Here is a 15,940-nt window from a genome sequence, read left to right as displayed (position 1 = left end):
TCGCCAAGGACGTTTGCTGGACTCCAGTCAGGTTTCGAGCCAGAAGGTCACGGGGCCGTCGTTGATCAGGCCGACCTGCATGTCGGCCCCGAACCGACCTGTGGCGACTCTGGGATGGGCGGCACGTGCGCGCTCGACCAGATGATCGAATAGCCGTTCACCCTCGTCGGGCGGCGCGGCTGACGTGAAGCTGGCGCGCGTGCCCTTTTTGGTGTCGGCGGCGAGCGTGAACTGCGGCACCAGCAGCAGACCGCCGTCGATGTCGCGCAGACTCAGGTTCATGCGATCCTGCGCATCGGGAAAGACCCGATAGCCGAGCAGCCGCTCCAGCAACCGCTCGGCGCGTGCCTCGTCGTCGCCGCGCTGCACGCCCACCAGCACCAGCAACCCGCGCTCTATGGCGCCGACCGCCTCGCCCGCGACCACCACCCGCGCCTCGCTGACCCGTTGCAGCAGACCGATCATGCCGGCTCGCGCGCGAAGCGATTGGTTGCCGCCACCAAGGCACGACGAATCCCCGGCTCGAAGGCCGAGTGCCCGGCATCCGGGACGACCTGCAATTCAGCCGTCGGCCAAGCCTGATGCAGCTCCCAGGCCGAGCGCATGGGACAGATGAGGTCATAGCGTCCCTGGACGATCACGCCGGGAATATTGGCCAGCCGATGCGCGTCGCGCAGCAGTTGATCCGGCGCCAGAAAAGCCCCGTTGACGAAATAATGGCTCTCGATGCGCGCCAGACTCAGGGCCACGTGCGGATCGGCGAAATGGGCCTGGACATTGGGATTGGCGAGCAAGGTCGCGGTACGCCCCTCCCAAATCGACCAGGCGCGCGCCGCCTCCAGCCGAACGGCTTCGTCATCGCTGGTGAGCCGCGCGTGATAGGCCCCGAGCAGATCGCTGCGCTCGTCCTTCGGGATCGGCGCCAGGAAATCCTCCCAGAGATCGGGAAACGCCCAGTTCGCCCCCTCCTGATAGAACCAGCGGATCTCCTGCGGACGACAGAGAAAGATCCCGCGCACGATCAGAGCGGAGACCCGTTCCGGATAGGTCTCGGCATAGGCCAGCGCCAGCGTCGACCCCCAGGAACCGCCGAACACCAGCCAGCGCTCGATCCCGAGTTGCTGACGAATCAGTTCCATGTCCGAGACCAGATCCCAGGTGGTATTGGCCATGAGCGAGGCGTGCGGCGTCGAGCGCCCGCAGCCGCGCTGATCGAACAGCACCGCCCGGTAGCGCTCGGGATCGAAGAAACCGCGATGCGCCGGCTCGCACCCCGCGCCCGGTCCGCCGTGCAGAAAGATGGCCGGAATGCCGTCGGGGCGGCCGCATTCCTCCACATAGAGCCGATGGCCGTTGTCGACGATCAGCTCATGGACCGCGAAGGGTTCGGTGATGGGATGGAAATCGGTGGCCTGGGTGTCCATGCGTGCCTCCCTCGGTCAGACCGCCTTGTAGATCGCCGCGCCGTCCTCACGGAACTCGCGCGCCTTCTCGCGCATCCCTTCCGCGACGGCGGCATCCAGGTTCTCGATGCGCTGATTGGCGGCATAGTCGCGCACGTCCTGGGTGATCTTCATCGAGCAGAAGTGTGGGCCGCACATCGAACAGAAGTGCGCGACCTTGTGTGACTGATGCGGCAGGGTCGCATCGTGATATTCGCGCGCGCGCTCGGGATCGAGCGAGAGATTGAACTGATCCTCCCAGCGGAATTCGAAGCGCGCCTTCGACAGCGCATTGTCCTGGATCTGCGCGCCCGGCAACCCCTTGGCCAGGTCCGCCGCATGGGCCGCGATCTTGTAGGTGATGATGCCCTCGCGCACGTCCTCCTTGTTGGGCAGGCCCAGATGCTCCTTGGGCGTGACATAGCAGAGCATGGCGGTGCCGTACCAGCCGATGTTGGCCGCGCCCATGCCGGATGTGATGTGGTCGTAGGCTGGGGCGATGTCGGTGACGATCGGGCCGAGGGTGTAGAAGGGCGCCTCGAAGCAGTCGGCCAGCTCCTTGGTCATGTTCTCCCGGACCATCTGCAAGGGCACATGTCCCGGACCCTCGATCATGACCTGGACGTCGTGTTTCCAGGCGACCTGGGTCAGCTCGCCCAGCGTCTCCAGTTCCGCGAACTGCGCGGCGTCGTTGGCATCGGCCAGCGAGCCGGGACGCAGCCCGTCGCCCAGACTGAAGGCCACGTCATAGGCCTTCATGATCTCGCAGATCTCCTCGAAGTGGGTGTAGAGGAAGTTCTCCTGATGATGGGCCAGACACCACTTGGCCAGGATCGATCCGCCGCGCGAAACGATGCCGGTGAGCCGATCGGCCGTCAGCGGCACATAGCGCAGCAGGACGCCGGCATGGATGGTGAAATAGTCCACCCCCTGTTCGGCCTGCTCGATGAGCGTATCGCGCACGATCTCCCAGCTCAGTTCCTCGGGCTTGCCGTCGACCTTCTCCAGCGCCTGATAGATGGGCACGGTACCGATCGGCATGGGCGCGTTGCGCAGGATCCATTCGCGCGTCTCATGGATGTGCTTGCCGGTCGAGAGATCCATGAGCGTATCGCCGCCCCAGCGCGCCGACCACACCATCTTCTCGACCTCTTCCTCGATCGACGAGGTCAGGGCCGAGTTGCCGATGTTGGTGTTGATCTTCACCCGGAAGTTGCGCCCGATGATCATCGGCTCCAGCTCGGGGTGATTGATGTTGGCCGGGATGATGGCGCGCCCGCACGCGATCTCGTCGCGCACGAACTCGGGCGTGATGGTCTCGGGGATGGCCGCGCCGAAGGACTGCCCCGGATGCTGGCGCAGTAGCTTGGCGTAACGCGGATCGGCACGCAGCTCGTCCAGACGCATGTTCTCGCGGATGGCGACGTACTCCATCTCAGGCGTGATGATCCCCTGACGCGCATAGTGCATCTGGGTGACGTTGCGCCCGGACTTGGCGCGGCGCGGAGTGCGCAGATGCTCGAAGCGCAGATGGGCGAGCTGAGGATCGTTCTGGCGCTCACGCCCGAAGGCAGAGGTCGGCCCGTCGAGCTGTTCGGTATCCTCGCGTTCCGCGATCCAGCCCGAGCGGATGTCCGGCAGACCGGCGAGCAGATCGATGCGCGCTTCCGGATCAGTATAGGGACCGGAGGTGTCATAGATCAGGACCGGCGGATTCTCTTCCGGCCCCTGATTGGTCTGAGTCGGCGTCAGGGTCACTTCGCGCATCGGCACCCGAATGTCGGGACGCGAGCCGGTGACATGGATCTTGCGCGAGTTGGGAAACGGCCGTGTCACCTCCTCGGAGAGCTGGGCGGTCTTGCGGACGAAGTCGTGCGGGATGGCGCTCATCGGAAATCCTCGGCGGTGGCCGGCTCGGGCGACGCGCGCGGGCGTCTGGGATTGGATCGGGATCGCCGGCGGTGTCCATGACCGAACCTGGACCTGGAGGTTCCGGTCTGGAGGCGACAGTGAAGGCGGGTGGAGCGCGGCCGGGCGCCGAGGCGCCTGGGGCCAGGATCGACGGGGTCGAAGCTCGCGCCGGCTTTCCTGCGCCGGCATGATCCGGGTCAGGTTCGAAGGGTCTGCTCTCAGCCCGTGATCGACGATGGCGTCACGGACACCCCCAGCGGCATTTCAGACAGGCAAGCTAACGAAAGGAGATCGCGATTTCAATAGACGCCCGAATCTCTCTACAATTTCCGGTCCAGATCGAACCAATCGCAGCAGGTGACAGAGCGCCGATGACCAGTACCGGACCCAGTGGCTACGTCCATGTGTTGAGCACGCAAACCACGCTGACCGAATCCTTGCGCCCCCTGCTCGAAGCGCACGGCGTCCGGGTCGAGGTGTTCGAGGATGTCGAGCGTCTCATGCAGACCCTGGCCGAGTGCGCCCCCGAGGTCGTCGTGCTCGATCTCGCTCTGATTCCCGGTGAGGAACGGCTCAAGGCCCTGTGTGAGCGGATCGCCGAATCCACGCGCCGGCGCCCGAGTCTGATCGGTCTGGCCGCCGATCAGGAGCGTGGCGAGGAGACGCTCGCGCGCCGTCTCGCGGCTCGACGGGCCGGTCTCGTCAGCTATGTCCCCAGATTGGTATCGGTGCGGCGGCTCGCCAGTCGGATCCTGGCCCTGTGCGGCTTCCTGGAAGCCTCGCGCTATCGCATCCTCCTGGCGGTGGAGAATCCCGACGCGGGTCGACGCCTGTCGCACATGCTCGCCGCCGTCGGCATGAAGACGCTGATCCTCAGCGACCCCATGAAGCTCCTGGCGCGCATGGCGGCCTTCAGGCCGAACCTGCTGCTGCTGGAGATGAACTTCTCGCAGGTGTCGGGCATCGAGCTGGCGGCCATCATTCGCGACGACGAGCAGTTCCATGGTCTGCCGATCCTCTTTCTGACCGACGAGACAGATCCGATCCGGCAGTTGTGGGCGCTCAGGGCCGGCGGCGATGGCTTCGTCCCGATGTCGGCTGGGCGCGACGCCCTGGTCGCGGCGATCGAGCGACAACTGCGTCTGTCTCGCTGGCTCCAGGATCGGTTCCGGCTGGCCAATCGTCGTGAGAGTGCGCGCGGCTTCCTGCCGCGCGAGGTCTTCATGTCGTATCTGGAGCATCTACTTCAAAACTGGGCGCCGGGCAGCGAACGCCAAGGGCTCCTGCTGCTGGATCTGGATTCGGGCCGCCGCCTCCTCGAACGCTTGGGCCACGGCGGACTCGAGCGCCGGCTGCGCGAGCTGGAGCAGGTGTTGGGGCGACATCTGAACGTGAACGAGGCGGCCACGCGCCTGGACGATTTCCGCTATGCCATTCTGGTCAGGCGCGATGGTCCCGAGAAGCTCCAGGCACTGGCCGATCAGTTGCACGAGCATGTTAAGGGCCTCGCACCGCGCGACTCGGCCAACATTCAGCCGATGACGCTGAGCATCGGTGTGTCCTGTTTCAATCCGCCGCCGGCGGATCTGTCCGCCTTGCTGGCGCGCGTCGAGCTGGCGGTTCGGAGCGCCGCTCAGGCGGGCGGCGATCGGGTGCACTTCTGGTCGCCCGTCACCACGGAGAGCGCGACCGTCATGACCGAGGCCGTGATCAAGCGTCTGGTCAGGACCGCCCTGGAGCAGGATGGACTACGCTTGCTCTTTCAGCCGATCCTGCCGGTCGATCCCCATGCCGAGGGCCTCTACGAGGCGCAGGTCCGGTTGCGGACCATCGGTGGAGAGGAACTCTCGCCGGCGGATTTCCTGACCGTCGCCGCACGCGCCGAACTCACGTCGAAGATCGACCGTTGGGTGTTGCAACGTACCTGGCAGACCCTGGCCGAGCAGGCCGGCTTGGGGGCGCTGCCTCGGCTGCTGGTACATCAGAACCTCACCACATTGGCGATCTCGGATTGGTGGAATTGGTTGAGACAGCAACGGACCCATATCGCCCCGCTCCATACGCGCACCGTGCTGGAGTTCCAGATCGCGGAGATTCAGCGGCGACGCGCCGAGGCCGAATCCATCTTTGCGCGTCTGGCCGAACAGGACATCGAGGTCTGTGCCGCCGGCGTCATGGGTCGCGAGGACGAGGCGCAGTTGCTGGCGAAGCTGGGTGTCAGGCTCGCCAAGTTGACTATCGAGGCTGGGCGGGCGACGGATCCGGCCTATCTGCCGAACGTGGTTCAGGCATTTCGCTCACAGGATATTTCCTTGATCGTGCCCGGCATCGACGGTCCGGACGATCTGCGGCGTGTCTGGATGTGCCGACCCGAATTCATCCAGGGACATTATCTCCAGTTGCCGAGTCCGGACCTGGACTTCGATTTCCAAACATTGATGCAATGAAACCCGATCCTCTGTATGTGAACGACTCCCCGATGCCTGGAGATCTCGACACCCATGGACAGGACGCCCGTCTCCATACGGGGCGCCTGATCCTGACACCCGCCGATCCCCATCGCGTCCCGGACGTCGATCTGCTGATCGAGGGATTGCGTCAGTCCGGATTCCTGGGCGAGCCATTGTCGGTGCGGGGCGAGCGTGCCTTCGCCATTGGTCCGGGCTTTCTGAGCCTGCTGACCTTTGCCGGGTGCGCCGTCCAGATTCGCGACAATCGGAACGCTGGACGTTTTTCGCACATTCGTGTCCCGCCGGTCAGTCCTTACCCGAGACTGATGGTCGGCCGCAACACACGTTCACCTCGCTGTGTCGGATGTCGCGCGCCCCTGTCGGGCTGGCGTGAACTGGTGGATCACTGGGCCACGCATCCACATGCCGGCGTGCGGTGTCCGTCCTGTGCCGAGACGCGCCCGCCCTGGCTCTGGGACTGGAAACAGCAAGGCGGATTCGGGCGTGTATTCGTGTGTGTCGAGGAGGTCTTTCCCGGTGAGGCCGTGCCGACGCCGGCATTCTTCGAGCAGTTGATCCGGGTCAGTGGGATCGGCTGGCGGCATTTCTACATCCAGGATTGAATCCTGTCTGGTTGAGTCCTGCCTCGGGGTCGAGAATCCAGGGACTCCATGGAAAAGCGAGTTCCAGGCTTCATGCTGAGCCGCCGGAATCACCCCGGCGGCTGATAGCGGGTTAGCCGTTCAACGCTCGTTCAGCCACTTGCCGATGGCCGGCGTGACCTCTTTCTGCGCCTTGCCGCTGACATAGATGCCGATGTGACCGCCGGGGAAGGCCAGCTCAGTGTAATCCTTGCTGCTGGTCAGACCCTTGAGCGCCTTGGAGGCATCCGGCGGAACCAGATGGTCCTGGAGCGCGAAGATGTTGAGCACCGGGCAGGTGATGTCTTTCAGGTTCACTTCCTGTCCGCCCAGCACCACGCCGCCGTTGAGGAAGCCGTTGTTCTGGTAGAAGTCCTTGATGAACTGACGGAAGGTCTCGCCGGCCTGATCCGGGCTGTCGAAGATCCACTTCTCCATACGCAGGAAGTTCTTGACCTTGTCCGGATCGTCGAGCAGATCGACCATGTTGACGTACTTCTGACCCGTCAGGCTGAAGGGCTTGAGCGACAGGAAGGTCCAGTTCAGCAGCTCGCCGGGGATATTGCCCATGGTGTCGACCGCCAGGTCGATGTCGACGTTCTGCACCCAGGCCGAGAGCAGGTTGTCCGGGGTCTTGAAGTCGACCGGCGTGACCATGGTCACGAGGTTGCGCACCTTCTCCGGGTGCAACGCGCTGTACATGAGGCTGAAGGCGCCGCCCTGACAGATGCCGAGCAGGTTGACGCTGTCGACGCCGTGGGTCTCGCACAGATGATCGACGCAACGATCGATATAGCCGTTGATGTAGTCGTCGAGCGTGATGGCGCGGTCGGCCTGATCCGGGTAGCCCCAGTCGATCAGATAGACGTCCTGGCCGGTGGCCAGCAGTCCCTTGATGGTGGAGCGGTCTTCCTGGATGTCGGTCATGTAGGGCCGGTTGACCAGGGCATAGACGATCAGCAGCGGCACGGGTTGAGCCTTGGGCGCGCCCTCGGGCCGGTCATAGCGATAGAGGACAAGCTTGTCCTCGCTGTAGACGGCCTGCTTGGGGCTGACGCCGGTGTCGATGGCCTCGGCGTTGAGCAGATTCTCCATGCCCTGACCCAGCTTGCGGCTGTAGTCGAGCATCTCCTGGGTGAGTTTGTCCGGCCGGATATCGATGGGGAACATGATCTCTGTCCTCTGATTCTGTCTGTTGAGCCTGCTGTTCGATCGACTGCTCGAAGATCAATCGGCCGGATTGGTCTTGGTGGTGCGACGACGCGTCGGGGCCTTGGCGGCGGCCGGGGCGGGCGACCTGAGCGCGGTGGCGGGCTTGCTCGCCGGTTCCTCGCCGGCCAGGGCCGCGACACGACGTTCCAGACTGTGCAGGCTGTGGCGCAGGGCCTTGTTCTCGCGACGTGTCTCCTGGAGGCGATCCTGGAGGGTGCGCAGTTCGCTGCGGGTCGGCATGTTCATCGCGCCCAGGTTCTCGTCGACCAGGATCGACATGCGCTTCTTGAGCGCCATCTGGGCGTTGACCAGGCGTCCGTGGATACGGGCGTACTCTGGAGTGGCGACCTCGTCGGCATAGGCCCCTTCGCAGCAGGCGACCCAGTTGTCATAGAGCGCGCGCGCCGAGTCGATGGTCTTGCCGCTGTCGATGACGCCCTGGATGTAGGCGCCCATGCGCTCGACCGACTTTGCGCCGAGCTGGGTGTAGACGTTGGTGTATTCCTGGAGCGCGGCCTGGTATTCCATGGCACTGCGCATCAGCTCTTGGTACTGGCTCTGTTCCTCGCGGGTGTAGCCGAGACCGGGCGCGGAGAGCGCGCGATCCAGGCTGTCCTTGAACTGATCATGGGGCATGTTGCGCAGCATGTCGCCCGGCATCGGCGACAGCGAGGACATCATGCGCTGCCAGTTGTCGAGCGGCAGTTCCCAGAACGACATCAGACGCTGCATGGTGTTGCCGTTGTCGTCGAGCGAACCGCTGAAGCGCTTCTGCATGTCTTCGAGCGTCTTGGTCCAGAGTTCCAGACCATTGGCCGCGCTGCCTTCGTCGGCGCGCTTGGCGAAGGTGTCGGCGAGGCGGAAGAAGTTCTTGCCCTGCTCCATCATCTTGTCCATGAAGGTGCGCGACAGATCCGGCGCGGCGGGCGACATCGCCTTCCACCATTGATCCATCGCCGCTTCCCAGGGCGTGGTCGTCTTGGTCTCGGTGTCCAGACCCATGGCCTTGCGGCTCATGTCGGTCCAGCTGTCCCAGTACTTGCGTTGCAGTTCGAGCCAGTCGTCGTTGAAGAAATTGGTATTGCTCATGGACGTACCCTCCTCGTGGCGCGTGGTGTTGGGCGAACGGTATCATGCGGATTTGTGCACTGCAACAAAGATGCGTAGAATCTGCTCGCCGCGACCCCATATCGGGGACGCTCGTCCATTTCCAAACAGAATCCAGAGGACATCCACGCCATGAGCGAGAACATCGTCATCGTCGACGCCGGTCGCAGCGCCATCGGAACCTTCGGCGGCAGTCTGTCTTCACTCTCGGCCACCGAGATCGGCACCGCCGTGCTCAAGGGCCTGCTGGCGCGCACCGGGATCGCGCCGGAACAGATCGACGAGGTGATTCTCGGCCAGGTGCTGACCGCCGGCGTGGGTCAGAACCCCGCCCGTCAGACCACCCTGAACGCCGGTCTGCCGCATTCGGTGCCGGCCATGACCATCAACAAGGTCTGCGGCAGCGGCCTGAAGGCGGTGCATCTGGCGATGCAGGCCGTCGCCTGCGGGGATGCCGACATCGTGATCGCCGGCGGTCAGGAGAGCATGAGCCAGTCCTCGCACGTCCTGCCGCGTTCGCGCGACGGTCAGCGCATGGGCGACTGGTCGATGAAGGACACCATGATCGTCGACGGTCTCTGGGATGCCTTCAACAACTACCACATGGGCACGACCGCCGAGAACATCGCCCAGAAGTACGGCTTTACGCGCGAGCAGCAGGACGCCTTCGCCGCCGCCTCGCAGCAGAAGACCGAGGCGGCGCAGAAGGCCGGCCGCTTCCAGGACGAGATCATTCCGATCGAGATCCCGCAGCGCAAGGGCGATCCGAAGGTGTTCGATGCCGACGAGTTCCCGCGTCACGGGACCACGGCCGAGAGTCTGGGCAAGCTGCGTCCGGCGTTTTCCAGAGACGGCAGCGTCACGGCGGGTAACGCCTCCGGTATCAACGACGGCGCGGCCATGGTCGTGGTGATGAAGGAATCCAAGGCCAAGGAGCTGGGTCTGAAGCCGATGGCGCGTCTGGTGGCCTTCGCCAGCGCCGGCGTCGATCCGGCGATCATGGGGACGGGTCCGATCCCGGCGTCGACCAAGTGCCTGGAGAAGGCCGGCTGGACCCCGGCGGATCTGGATCTGATCGAGGCCAACGAAGCCTTCGCCGCGCAGGCCATGTCGGTCAACCAGGACATGGGCTGGGATCTGTCCAAGGTCAACGTCAACGGCGGCGCCATCGCCATCGGTCATCCGATCGGCGCCTCCGGTGCGCGCGTGCTCGTGACCCTGCTCTATGAGATGCAGAAGCGTGATGCCAAGAAGGGTCTGGCGACGCTGTGCATCGGCGGCGGCCAGGGCGTGGCGCTGGCGGTCGAGCGGATGTGAGCCGTCGTCCGCCGGTCATGAACCGCCGGCGGATCGAGCCTCCCGCCTCGCTCCATACATCGAACGCCCTGCCGGTCCCGGATCGGCGGGGCGTTCGTGCGATTGGGGTAGATTTTTCGAACGACCAGCCGAACCCGTCCAGGTGCCCATGAACAGCGAGCGCATCATCAAGAAGTATCCGAACCGCCGCCTCTACGACACCGAGGTCAGCCGCTACATCACCCTCGCCGATGTGCGCGATCTGGTGATGAGCGGGCAGCCTTTCCGCGTCCTCGACAGTGCCAATGACAGCGACATCACACGCGCCATCCTGCTCCAGATCATGCTGGAGGAGGAGACAGGCGGTCAGCCGCTGTTCAGCGCCAACATGCTGGCGCAGGTCATCCGCTTCTACGGCGGCACCCTTCAGGGCACCTTCGCCCGCTATCTGGAATCCTCACTCGACCTGTTCGCCAAGCAGCAGCAGGAAGTGGCCAAGGCGCTCACCGACAATCCATTCGAGACGGTGACACGCCTGACGCATAAGAACGTCGAGATCTGGGCCGATCTTCAGGACGAACTCATGCGCGCGGCCGGCTTTCCGGTCGCGCCGCGCAAGAAGGGTCCGCCATGAGGCAGGTTCAGGTCGGAGAGTGTTCGATTCGGTGCGCGTCAAGACAAGGCGAGGAACCTCATGGCGCGGCGACGCCGTTGGCAATACTGAGGATTGCGAAAATTGCGCTTGACGGCCATCGGTCGCGGCTTTATTGTGCAATGCAACATTGCTGCACTGCACAAACCTTCGGAGATCAAGCCATGAACACCACCGACAGCCTCAAGACCGTCAACGAGTGGACCAACAAGAACGTCGAGCGCATGACCAGCTTCGGTGAGCTGAACGTGCGTCTGTTCGAGAAGCTGGCCGCCCGTCAGATGGACGCCGTGAACCTGTACATGGATCACAGCATGCGCCTGATGAAGCTGGCCACCGAGTCCAAGGGCTACAACGACCTCTTCAAGGGGCAGGTCGACGCCACCAAGGAACTGAGCGAGCGCGTCATGGCCGAGAGCAAGGCCACCATGCAGTTCTTCGGCGATGCCCGCGACGAATACCGCGTGTGGTTCGAGAAGAGCCTGAACGACGTCAGCGAAGACCTGCGCAAGAGCGTCGCCGTCTAAGACACGCGACGCCAGCGGCGGCGATCCACGGATGGATCGCCATTGGGCGTGCTTCCGGTTCCGGCCGGGAGCACGCCCAATGGATTCCAAAGCTTCACCTGCCCCGCCCCTTGGTAGTACAGTGTCCTTGAAGTTTGAAGTTCGTTTCTGTCCAACGTTTCAATAATTCCAAAGACTCCTGGAGGAACCCCATGGCTCGTATCGCACTCGTCACCGGCGGCATCGGCGGCATCGGCACCTCGATCTGCACCCGCCTGGCAAAGGATGGCTGCACCGTCGTGGCGAACTGCCACCCGTCCGAGGCGGCCGCCGCCGAGGAGTGGAAGCAGGCCCGCGCGGCCGAGGGGTTCGACATTGCCGTCATCACCGCCGACGTGTCTTCGTTCGACGACAGCGCGCGCATGGTCCGTGAGATCACCGAGCAGTTCGGCCCGGTCGATATCCTGGTCAACTGCGCCGGCATCACCCGCGACAAGACCTTCAAGAAGATGGAGCTGGCGCACTGGGAGGCCGTGATCAACGTCAACCTCAACAGCGTCTTCAACGTCACCCGTCAGGTGTGGGACGGGATGCTGGAGCGCGGCTTCGGACGTATCATCAACATCTCGTCGGTCAACGGTCAGCGCGGCCAGTTCGGTCAGGCCAACTATTCGGCGGCCAAGGCCGGTATGCACGGCTTCACCATGGCCCTGGCTCAGGAAGGCGCCTCCAAGGGCGTGACCGTCAACACCATCTCGCCCGGCTATGTCGAGACCGCCATGACCCTGGCGATGGACGATGGAATCCGTAACGGCATCATCAGCGGCATCCCCATGCGTCGCATGGCCCAGCCCGACGAGATCGCCGCTGCCATCGCCTTCCTGGCTAGCGACGAGAGCGCCTATATGACGGGCGCCAATCTGCCGGTCAACGGCGGTCTGTTCATGCACTGATTTCAGATCCGGTCGGGCGCGACCATCAGATTACAAAGCCCGACCGCTCAGGATCTCACCGAGTCCTCCTCGTCTCTCTCATCATGAGACGTTTATAGCCCGGCGCCCGCCGGGCTTTTTTTTCGGTAGAATCAAGCGCATCCAGTCTGCCAGTGACGCCGAACGCACCGACCTGATGACCACTGCCATGATCGACGTCCGTGATCTGATCCGTTATTGCGACGACCTGCTCGAAGCCGCGCGCTTTGCCGACTATGCGCCGAACGGCTTGCAGGTCGAGGGCGAGCGCCCGATCCAGCGCCTCGTCTCCGGCGTCACGGCCAGCGCGGCCTTGATCGAAGCGGCCATCGCTGAGCAGGCCGACGCCATCCTGGTCCACCACGGCTGGTTCTGGAAGAGCGAGAACCCCTGCCTGACCGGCATCAAGGGACGGCGCGCAAGGACATTGCTCAGGGCGGGGGCGAGTCTGATCGCCTATCATCTACCGCTCGATGCACATCCCGAACTCGGCAACAATGCCACACTCGGTCGCCGGCTCGATTTCATCGACATGGAACCGACCGCGCTGGCCAATGGTCTGGTGTGGGTCGGTTGCCTGGCCCAGCCGATGACGCCCGAGGATTTCGCCGCCCATGTCTCGCAACGGCTGGCACGTCCGGCGCAGCGGGTCGGACGCGAAAACGGCGTCATCGAGCGCGTGGCCTGGTGCACGGGCGGCGGTCAGGGCTATCTCGAACAGGCCGCCGGTCTCGGCGTCGACGCCTTCCTGAGCGGAGAACTCTCCGAACAGACCACGCATCAGGCGCGCGAGCTGGATCTCTGCTATCTGGCCGCCGGCCATCATGCAACGGAACGCTATGGCATTCAGGCGCTTGGCGAGCATCTGGCCGACCGGTTCGGGCTATGGCATCGCTTCGTCGAGATCGACAATCCAGCGTGACGGACGTCCGGCACAGCGCCGGCGAGGATGGTCGTATTCGCTCCGTCCTTGACCAATCCCGCTGAAATCACGGAGAATGCGCGGTCGATTTTGCATCGATCGTCCTATTCTCAAAATTTTCCACCTGAAGTTTCATCCAAGCTGCGTGAGGTACCCGCCTGGGGTTGGCCGTGGGCGGTGCTCGCATCAGCCGGGGGATATTGGCCTATGAGCGCGCAAGGCGTGAACAAAATGAGGCGACGAGTGCTCGTTGCCGCGACCGGCGTGGTCGGTGCCGTGGGTGCCGGCTACGCGCTCGTCCCGTTCGTCGCATCCATGAATCCGAGTGCCCGTGCTCGGGCGGCCGGTGCGCCGGTCGAGGCGGACATCAGCAAGCTGGAGCCGGGTGCGCTCCTGCGCGTCAAGTGGCGCGGCAAGCCGGTGTGGGTGGTGCATCGCAGCCCCGAGATGCTGGCGGCCCTGCCCACCAACGATCCCAAGCTGGTGGATCCCACATCCGAAGTGCCCCAGCAACCGGACTACTGCAAGAACCCGACCCGCTCGATCAAGCCCGAGTATCTGGTCGCGATCGGTATCTGCACCCACCTGGGTTGCTCGCCGACCTATCGCCCCGAGTTCGGACCCGATGACCTGGGCGCCGACTGGAAGGGCGGCTTCCACTGTCCCTGTCACGGCTCGCGGTTCGACCTGGCGGCGCGCGTGTTCAAGAACGTCCCGGCGCCCACCAATCTGGTGATCCCGAAGCACGTTTATCTCAACGACACCACCATCCTCATTGGTGAGGATCGAGGGAGCGCCTGATGAGTGCTGAAAAGACCGAAAACCTCAGTTGGATCGACAAGCGATTCCCGCTGTCGGAGACTTGGCGTAACCATCTCTCCGAATACTATGCCCCGAAGAACCTGAACTTCTGGTCGTTCTTCGGCTCGCTGGCCATCCTGACCCTGGTCATCCAGATCGTCACGGGCGTGTGGCTGGCCATGAGCTACAAGCCGGACGCCACCCTGGCCTTCGCCTCGGTCGAGTACATCATGCGCGATGTCGACTGGGGCTGGTTGATCCGCTACATGCATTCGACCGGCGCCTCGATGTTCTTCATCGTCATCTATCTGCACATGTTCCGTGGGCTGCTCTGGGGTTCGTACCGCAAGCCGCGCGAGCTGCTGTGGATGATCGGCGTCGTCATCTATCTGGTGATGATGGCCACCGCCTTCTTCGGCTATCTGCTGCCCTGGGGGCAGATGTCCTATTGGGGCGCGCAGGTCATTGTCAACCTCTTCGCGGCGGTCCCGGTCGTCGGCGAGGATCTCTCGGTCTGGGTGCGCGGCGACTTCGTCATCTCGGACGCGACCCTCAACCGCTTCTTCGCCTTCCACTTCCTGCTGCCCTTCCTGCTCGCCGGGCTGGTGTTCCTGCACATCGTCGCCCTGCATCACGTCGGTTCCAACAACCCCGACGGCATCGAGATCAAGGAAGGCCCCAAGGGCAACCGCTGGAGCGACAAGGCCCCGGCCGACGGCATTCCCTTCCATCCCTATTACACCGTCAAGGATCTGATGGGCGTGGTCGTCTTCCTGGCGATCTTCAGCTACGTCATGTTCTTCAATCCGACCATGGGCGGACTGTTCCTGGAGGCGCCGAACTTCCAGCCGGCCAACCCCATGCAGACCCCAGCGCACATCGCGCCGGTCTGGTACTTCACGCCCTTCTACGCCATGCTGCGCGCCGTGCCGCCCATGTATGGCTCGCAGTTCCCCGGTGTGGTGGTGATGTTCGCGGCCATCCTGATCCTGTTCGTGCTGCCCTGGCTCGACCGTAGCCCGGTGAAGTCGATGCGCTACAAGGGTCCGATCTTCAAGTGGGCGACCGGCATCTTCGTCGTCTCCTTCGTGGCCTTGGCCTGGTTGGGCATCCAGCCGGCGTCCGATTTCTACACCCTGCTGTCGCAGATCTTCACCGTGCTGTATTTCGCCTACTTCCTGCTGATGCCGATCTACAGCTCGCTGGACAAGACCAAGCCCGTTCCTGAGAGGGTGACATCATGAGAAAGCTGATCCTTGCCACCCTGTTGTTGCTGGCGCCGACGGCCCTGCTGGCCTCCGGCGGCGGTCCGGCCCTGCAGCACGCCGACATCGACCTGCGCGATCAGGCTTCGTTGCAGCGCGGCGCCAAGTACTTCATGAACTACTGCACGGGTTGTCACTCGCTGCAGTACATGCGCTACAACCGTCTCGCCAAGGATCTGGGCATCGACGAGATCGCACTGCGTCAGAACCTGCTCTTCGGCGACGCCAAACCGGGCGATCTCATCACCAAGTCCATGACCGACGATGATGCGCTCAAGTGGTTCGGCGTGGTTCCGCCGGATCTGACGCTGGTGACGCGCTGGCGCTCGTCGGATTGGGTCTATACCTATCTCAAGAGCTTCTATCTGGACGACACGCGCCCCTATGGCGTCAACAACGTGCTCTTCCCGCTGGTCGGTATGCCGCACGTCCTGGGCGATCTCCAGGGACGCCAGGAGGCCGTCATGCAGCCGCCGCACGAGCCGGGCGGCGAGCCGACCATCAAGGGCCTGAAGCTGGTCGAGGAAGGCGGACTGTCGCCGAAGGAATACGACACCATGGTCCGGGACATCACCAACTTCCTGACCTACGCGGGCGAGCCCTTCCAGCTCGAACGTGAGCGTCTCGGTCGCTATGTGCTCCTGTTCCTGGGCTTCCTGTTCATCCTCGCCTATCTCCTGAAGAAGGAGTTCTGGAAGGACGTCCACTGATCGGACGCCACGGCGGCGGCCTGATCCCAGGCCGCCGCTTTTCGTTCCCGCCTT

At 63.8% G+C, this 15,940-nt stretch carries 15 protein-coding genes and 1 riboswitch; of the genes, 10 read left to right on the top strand and 5 right to left on the bottom strand.

Features of this window, described 5'->3' with window-relative positions:
• Positions 1 to 27 precede the first annotated feature (27 nt).
• From dtd to thiC, 3 genes are read right to left on the bottom strand one after another with little or no spacing between them, the layout of a single operon-like run.
• Positions 28 to 465, bottom strand: coding sequence for a D-aminoacyl-tRNA deacylase (dtd, locus tag HW932_RS12920; RefSeq protein WP_176976906.1), 438 nt, complete (start codon positions 463 to 465; stop codon positions 28 to 30).
• Complete coding sequence (gene pip / locus HW932_RS12915) at positions 462 to 1,424, bottom strand: prolyl aminopeptidase (protein WP_176976905.1); 963 nt, start codon at positions 1,422 to 1,424, stop codon at positions 462 to 464. Before pip ends, dtd begins: the two co-directional genes overlap by 4 nt.
• Before the next feature lie 15 nt (positions 1,425 to 1,439).
• Positions 1,440 to 3,332: a phosphomethylpyrimidine synthase ThiC gene (thiC, locus tag HW932_RS12910; protein ID WP_176976904.1), complete on the bottom strand. Its 1,893-nt coding sequence runs from the start codon at positions 3,330 to 3,332 to the stop codon at positions 1,440 to 1,442.
• A 178-nt stretch (positions 3,333 to 3,510) separates the two neighbouring features.
• Positions 3,511 to 3,618, bottom strand: a riboswitch (TPP riboswitch).
• Positions 3,619 to 3,724: 106 nt separating this feature from the next.
• Here thiC and HW932_RS12905 point away from each other — a divergent pair.
• Both HW932_RS12905 and HW932_RS12900 read left to right on the top strand, forming a co-directional pair.
• Positions 3,725 to 5,800 carry an EAL domain-containing response regulator gene (locus HW932_RS12905; protein ID WP_176976903.1) on the top strand — a complete coding sequence of 692 codons (2,076 nt, stop codon included), beginning with the start codon at positions 3,725 to 3,727 and terminating at the stop codon, positions 5,798 to 5,800.
• A 32-nt stretch (positions 5,801 to 5,832) separates the two neighbouring features.
• Positions 5,833 to 6,426 carry a hypothetical protein gene (locus HW932_RS12900; RefSeq protein WP_246296813.1) on the top strand — a complete coding sequence of 198 codons (594 nt, stop codon included), beginning with the start codon at positions 5,833 to 5,835 and terminating at the stop codon, positions 6,424 to 6,426.
• Positions 6,427 to 6,546: 120 nt separating this feature from the next.
• On the opposite strand, the gene HW932_RS12895 is transcribed toward HW932_RS12900, so the two are convergent.
• Both HW932_RS12895 and phaE read right to left on the bottom strand, forming a co-directional pair.
• On the bottom strand, positions 6,547 to 7,614 hold the full coding sequence (locus HW932_RS12895) for a class III poly(R)-hydroxyalkanoic acid synthase subunit PhaC (protein WP_176976901.1): 1,068 nt from the start codon (positions 7,612 to 7,614) through the stop codon (positions 6,547 to 6,549).
• 57 nt (positions 7,615 to 7,671) lie between these two features.
• Entirely contained in the window at positions 7,672 to 8,745 is a 1,074-nt protein-coding gene (gene phaE, locus HW932_RS12890) for a class III poly(R)-hydroxyalkanoic acid synthase subunit PhaE (protein ID WP_176976900.1), read from the bottom strand.
• A 150-nt stretch (positions 8,746 to 8,895) separates the two neighbouring features.
• On the opposite strand from phaE, the gene HW932_RS12885 reads away from it, so the two are divergent.
• From HW932_RS12885 to HW932_RS12850, 8 genes are all read left to right on the top strand, one after another.
• On the top strand, positions 8,896 to 10,080 hold the full coding sequence (locus HW932_RS12885; RefSeq protein ID WP_176976899.1) for an acetyl-CoA C-acetyltransferase: 1,185 nt from the start codon (positions 8,896 to 8,898) through the stop codon (positions 10,078 to 10,080).
• A gap of 148 nt (positions 10,081 to 10,228) precedes the next feature.
• A complete protein-coding gene (gene phaR, locus HW932_RS12880) occupies positions 10,229 to 10,693 on the top strand; it encodes a polyhydroxyalkanoate synthesis repressor PhaR (RefSeq protein WP_176976898.1) in 465 nt (154 codons plus the stop codon).
• A 182-nt stretch (positions 10,694 to 10,875) separates the two neighbouring features.
• On the top strand, positions 10,876 to 11,238 hold the full coding sequence (locus HW932_RS12875; RefSeq protein WP_176976897.1) for a phasin family protein: 363 nt from the start codon (positions 10,876 to 10,878) through the stop codon (positions 11,236 to 11,238).
• 191 nt (positions 11,239 to 11,429) lie between these two features.
• Positions 11,430 to 12,170 carry a beta-ketoacyl-ACP reductase gene (gene phbB / locus HW932_RS12870; protein ID WP_176976896.1) on the top strand — a complete coding sequence of 247 codons (741 nt, stop codon included), beginning with the start codon at positions 11,430 to 11,432 and terminating at the stop codon, positions 12,168 to 12,170.
• A gap of 175 nt (positions 12,171 to 12,345) precedes the next feature.
• Entirely contained in the window at positions 12,346 to 13,110 is a 765-nt protein-coding gene (locus HW932_RS12865; RefSeq protein ID WP_425485119.1) for a Nif3-like dinuclear metal center hexameric protein, read from the top strand.
• 207 nt (positions 13,111 to 13,317) lie between these two features.
• Positions 13,318 to 13,911 (top strand): ubiquinol-cytochrome c reductase iron-sulfur subunit, encoded by a 594-nt coding sequence (petA, locus tag HW932_RS12860; protein WP_176976895.1) that lies wholly within the window; start codon positions 13,318 to 13,320, stop codon positions 13,909 to 13,911.
• Positions 13,911 to 15,155: a cytochrome b gene (locus HW932_RS12855; protein ID WP_176976894.1), complete on the top strand. Its 1,245-nt coding sequence runs from the start codon at positions 13,911 to 13,913 to the stop codon at positions 15,153 to 15,155. The genes petA and HW932_RS12855 overlap by 1 nt, the downstream gene beginning before the upstream one ends.
• A complete protein-coding gene (locus tag HW932_RS12850; protein WP_176976893.1) occupies positions 15,152 to 15,886 on the top strand; it encodes a cytochrome c1 in 735 nt (244 codons plus the stop codon). Before HW932_RS12855 ends, HW932_RS12850 begins: the two co-directional genes overlap by 4 nt.
• The last annotated feature ends 54 nt before the right edge of the window (positions 15,887 to 15,940 follow it).

It is taken from the genome of Allochromatium humboldtianum, from assembly GCF_013385175.1.
GTDB lineage: Bacteria > Pseudomonadota > Gammaproteobacteria > Chromatiales > Chromatiaceae > Thermochromatium > Thermochromatium humboldtianum.
Note: the sequence above shows the minus strand (reverse complement) of the source record. Positions and strands in the feature narration are given on the sequence as shown.